Raw genomic sequence first — 4,584 nt, forward strand, 5'->3', positions numbered from 1 at the left:
CGAATGTCCCTGAAGAGCAAGCTGGGCGTCCAGAGCCGCGTCGATCTCATGCGGGCCGTCGTGGAGTCCGGACACTTGGCGGACATGCTGAAGACCGCCGGGATCGGTCAACCGGACCAATGAGCAAGCATGGAGACACCTCAAGAGCTTCCCTCTCCCCCTCACAGTCGGCGTCCGCGAACTTCACACGCGACCTGATCCACCGCCGTGTGCCCCACATCTTGGCCGGATACGCGGCTGTGTCATGGGGCATCGTCGAGTTTACGGCTTTCGCCGTGGACGAATTCCTGCTCTCGCCTTACTTCACGCGTGCGGCGCTGGTCACCCTGGTCATGATGGTGCCGAGTGTGCTCATGGTTGCTTGGTTTCACGGAAAGCCCGGCAAGGACAGGGACTCGCTGCCGCGGACGGAGAAGATAGGCATCCCCGCCAACCTCGTGGGATGCCTCGTGGTATTGTCCACGCTCGCCACCCGCGACGATCCGGTTTCGGCCACTGACCCGGCATCGGAAAGGCCCGATGAAGCGAGCATCGTCCAGCAGGGGGTGCCCAACTCCGGATCGAATGGGACCACCGTCCTGTTCGCACTCGAACCCGGACCCGGAATAGGCGAGGGCGAGTCGTGGATGTCCTATGCGTTTCCCGAGGCGTTGGTCCTCGATCTCATTGCATATGACCGTTTCCTGCCGATCCCCTCCTACGACTACCAGTCCTACGCGCGCGAACGGGGATTCGATAGCTTCGCGGGGACTCCCTTGCCTCTCAAGCGCGAACTCGCCCGGAATCTCCATGCGGGGTTCATCGTGGTCGGGGAGATCAATCGGATCAACGAACTGCTGGGCGTCCAACTCTGGATCCACAGAGTGAGCGACGGATCGCTCGCGGGCCAGACTGCTCATGAAGCGACCGACCTACTGACGCTCGTTGACGAAGCGGCGGGACCGGTAGGGCGCGCGCTGGGACTTTCTACTACCGAAGAGATCGACGACCTTGCCGTACGGGCACGGCTCTCCGAAAACGAAGCTGCGGTGGAAGCGTTTTTCAAGGGCATGTTCCACCATGTTGCCGACCGCGATCATGAGGCTGCCTCCAGGTACTTGACCACCGCAACCACACTGGATCCCAGCTTCGCGGTCGCCCACTACGCCTTGTGGCGCGTGTTGCGGGCTTCCGGGCTGGACGACAAGGCTGCCTCGGCCCCGCTCGCTTCGGCCATTGAGCACCTGTACAGAGTACCCGAGCGATACGCCTTCCAAGTGAGGGCGGACTATTACCGGGCCATCGGTGAGCCGGACCAACTGGCCACGGTCTTGGACCTGTGGATCCAACTGCACCCCGATGACCTGAACGCGCTACGCATTCTGACAGAGACTCAGGTGTCTCAGGGTGCTTGGGAAGATGCCCTTTCGACCCTCTCCAAGATGCGCCGCTTGGATCCGTTGGACGACCGACTCATCCTGGTCACGGCGCGGGTGCAGGAGCAACTGGGCAACTACGACCAAGCCGTGGGCGTCCTGGCCGAGTATGTGAAGCGGTCACCCGGCGACGCGTCCGCCTACTCACAACTGGCCGACCTCCAGCGGCGGCTGGGCCGACTTGAAGACGCACGCGACGCGCTCAAGCGCGCGATTGTCCTGGATGCTCTGGCACCTGAGCCCGTGAGGGAACTTGCGGAACTCGATCTTGACGACGGGCGACTGGGCGAGGCTCGCGACGGGTTCCAGCGCGTGTTGACGTTGGCCCGAACTGCGGAGGAGAGGGTAGAGGCGCTATCGGGTCTCAAGCGCTATCATCACCGGCGCGGGGAGATGATCGACGCGATCGGCGTGATCGAGCAAAGGCGGCAAGAGCAAGCAGGCTTCCAGACGCAACCGGGTGTCGCTTTGGGGAGCTTGGACGACATCTTCGTCTACCTTGATGCGGGTCTTGTCGACGAAGCAGTGAACCTGCTTATGGAATTGAGGTCGACCCTTGAAGGACAGGATCTCTACCTTCACCGGCTGGCCGTTCATATCGCTCTGGCAACGGAGGGTGTGGACGCGGCCTTGGAGGCGCACCGACAGGCGTGGGAATCGTTGGAGGCCAGTGGCCAGGAGGGCCTCCGATCCACTCTGTTGGGGGACTTGGGACTGATACTGGACCGAGCAGGAGACCACGAGGGCGCGGCGGAGAACTTTAAGGCGGCCATCGAGCTATCGCCGAGTAGAGAATTCCATCTTGGCGCGGGAAGAGCACTGCGCCGGGCGGGACTGTTGGGCGAAGCGGAAGCGGAATTGCGCAGTGCCTTGCGTCTTGTGCCCGCCGATCCGCACGCCCACTTCGAGATGGCGTCGCTCATGGAGGCGAGGGGGGACACGACCGCGGCGGTGTTCCACCTCAACAACACGCTCGCCGTTTGGGAGAACGCCGACGAGGATTTCGAGCCAGCCCGACTGGCGCGAGAGAAGCTGACAAAGCTAGTCACGCCTTGACGCGAGCACAGGGGCCTACCGCTCAAACCCGCCACCGCCGCGCTCGGGGCCTCGGGGCTGGGGCGGTCGCGGTACAACGATGCGGGTGATGGTCCGAGCGCGCTCCCGCTCCCGTGACTGTTCGCGCTCCCTCTCCCTCTTGGTCTCGCGCACCGACCATGCGCGCCGCTCCGCCTCCACCAGCCTGTTTCGATAGAACTTGCCCCAACCGCGCTCGATCTCCCGGGCGCGCTCGCCGTGTGCCTTGCCCAACTCGGCCCGCTCGTCCCTGTGATACCCGTCGAGATCCTCGCGCCAGCCCTCGACCAGATCTTTCCGGCCCCGGATCGCCCCGGCCAGTTCCCTGAGCGAACGATCGAGCCGCCAGATCCGGAGCCGCCCGAGCACGGTGCGGCTCTCCCGGTCTAGCCGCTGCCGCATCTCCTCCTGCCGCCTTTGCAGTTCGGCCCATTCCTTGCGCGCCCGGGTCTCAAGGTGCCGGAGGCTGTACTCGCGACCGTCCGCGACCGTCTCCCAGGCGTCCGCCTCGCCATGCCGCCATGCCTCCATGTCGACCCGATCCTCACGGCGCGGCTTCCTGGCCCGCCGCGCCCGCCCGGGCTGCATCCCCTCTCGCCGGACGCGCGCCCAGTGGCGCGGCCGCTCCTCTGCGGGGCGAAGCACCTGCTGGCCCGCCCGCCTCCGTTCGTTGTTCTCGACCCGCCGCTCGCACCGGATCCGGCCCTGTTCCCGCTCGTAGCCCTCGGCCCAGCGCGACAGCCGGAGCTTGCTGCCCGACAGCTTCGCCGCCTTCCCGGTCTCCGGATCGACTCGGTTGGCGATCACGTGGACATGCGGGTGCCGGGTATCCCCGTGCGCGACGATCAGCGCCTCGTGGCCCTCCAGCCCCAGCGCCTCCAGACTCTCGTCCACCGCCCGGTTCATCTCCCCCTTGTCGGGCGTCTCGTCCCGAGCCCAGCTGAGCGAGTAGTGCAGGACCGGCTTCGCCAGCTTCCGGCCTCCCGGCGACCCGCCCGCCAGCCGCTTGAGGTCGGGGGCCGCCCTCGCCGTCGCGGCCATCAGCCGCGCGGCCCGCTCCGGCCGGAACGTCGCGAGGTTCCGGGTGTCGGCCCACCCGACCCGCTCCGATGTCCTCGGACGGCGGTCGTCCGGCTCCGGCGCGTCGTGGAGGCAGTACGCCGCGACCCCGGCGAACGACCGCCCCAGTCCGTTGATCTTCGGGATCACCGGTCCAGCGCCTCGCCGCTCAGGAGACCGGCAGCAAGCTCGCCCACCCGCTCGACCGCCTCCAGCGTACCGGAAGGAGCGGAAGCCCCGGAGTTCAGGGCGCGGGCGATCTGGTTTAGATTGACGCCGATCCGGTGGAGTTCGACCCGCTCCCGTGCGCCGAGACGGAGAACGACCGCCTCGCGGACCGGCTGCCCCAGCGCCCTCTTGCGCATGTAGCCGCCCGTCGTCATGCGGGCCGCTCCGGCACGCTCGGCGATCTCCGCGGCCTCGGCGGTGTTGACGCGCACGCCGATCGTGCGGCTGCGAAGTTCGGCCTCGGGCTTCCGGGGACGGGCCATGTCGGGCTGCCTCCTCTGGTGGCGCGCGAAGTGTCGTTTCGGGGGCTCGGGGGCATCCCCCGGCCAGAGTAAACGTGAAGCGTTTACACATCTGGCTCCTCCACTAACCGCAGAAACCAGCGCCCCCGTGGCGCGCCCGCGCCAACGCCGGCCGGGGCACCAACTCTGGACGACGGGCCACCCCGTCGCGAGGTTTCAATCGCGCAGATCGTGCAGTCCATCGAACGAGAGGAATCGAACGATGGCACGCACGAGAAGAAGCCGCCGGAGCTATGGCGCCGGCGAGTGGGGCCGGAACCGGGTCCGGGTGTTTCCCGACCCGAAGACCGGCCTGTTCCAGGTGGAGTGGCGCGAGAACGGGCGGAGGCTCACCCGGTCGTTGGGGCACCGCGACTGGGCGAGGGCGAAACGGCAAGCCGACGAGTTCGCTGCCGGGTTCGCCGGCCCGGACCTGAACGGCAAGGCCGAGGCCGAGCCCGAGCCGCTCACCCTGGAGAAGCTCTTTGACATCTACGGTGAGGAGGTGACGCCCTCCAAGAGGCGGA

Annotated in this window: 4 protein-coding genes; 2 read left to right on the top strand and 2 right to left on the bottom strand. The window is 66.9% G+C overall.

Annotated elements, in window-relative coordinates; translation table 11 throughout:
- The first annotated feature begins 119 nt into the window (after positions 1 to 119).
- Positions 120 to 2,471, top strand: a complete 2,352-nt coding sequence (locus OXI49_11320; GenBank protein MDE2691095.1) for a tetratricopeptide repeat protein — start codon at positions 120 to 122, stop codon at positions 2,469 to 2,471.
- 15 nt (positions 2,472 to 2,486) lie between these two features.
- Here the strand turns inward: OXI49_11320 and OXI49_11325 are convergent, their stop codons facing one another.
- Positions 2,487 to 3,698 carry a relaxase/mobilization nuclease domain-containing protein gene (locus tag OXI49_11325; protein MDE2691096.1) on the bottom strand — a complete coding sequence of 404 codons (1,212 nt, stop codon included), beginning with the start codon at positions 3,696 to 3,698 and terminating at the stop codon, positions 2,487 to 2,489.
- The gene (mobC, locus tag OXI49_11330) at positions 3,695 to 4,039 is read right to left on the bottom strand and encodes a plasmid mobilization relaxosome protein MobC (protein MDE2691097.1); all 345 of its coding nucleotides are present in this window, start codon (positions 4,037 to 4,039) and stop codon (positions 3,695 to 3,697) included. The genes OXI49_11325 and mobC overlap by 4 nt, the downstream gene beginning before the upstream one ends.
- A gap of 241 nt (positions 4,040 to 4,280) precedes the next feature.
- On the opposite strand from mobC, the gene OXI49_11335 reads away from it, so the two are divergent.
- On the top strand, positions 4,281 to 4,584 hold a 304-nt coding region (locus tag OXI49_11335; protein ID MDE2691098.1), incomplete at its 3' end, for a hypothetical protein.

Source organism: Acidobacteriota bacterium (assembly GCA_028875725.1).
Lineage (GTDB): Bacteria > Acidobacteriota > Thermoanaerobaculia > Multivoradales > Multivoraceae > Multivorans.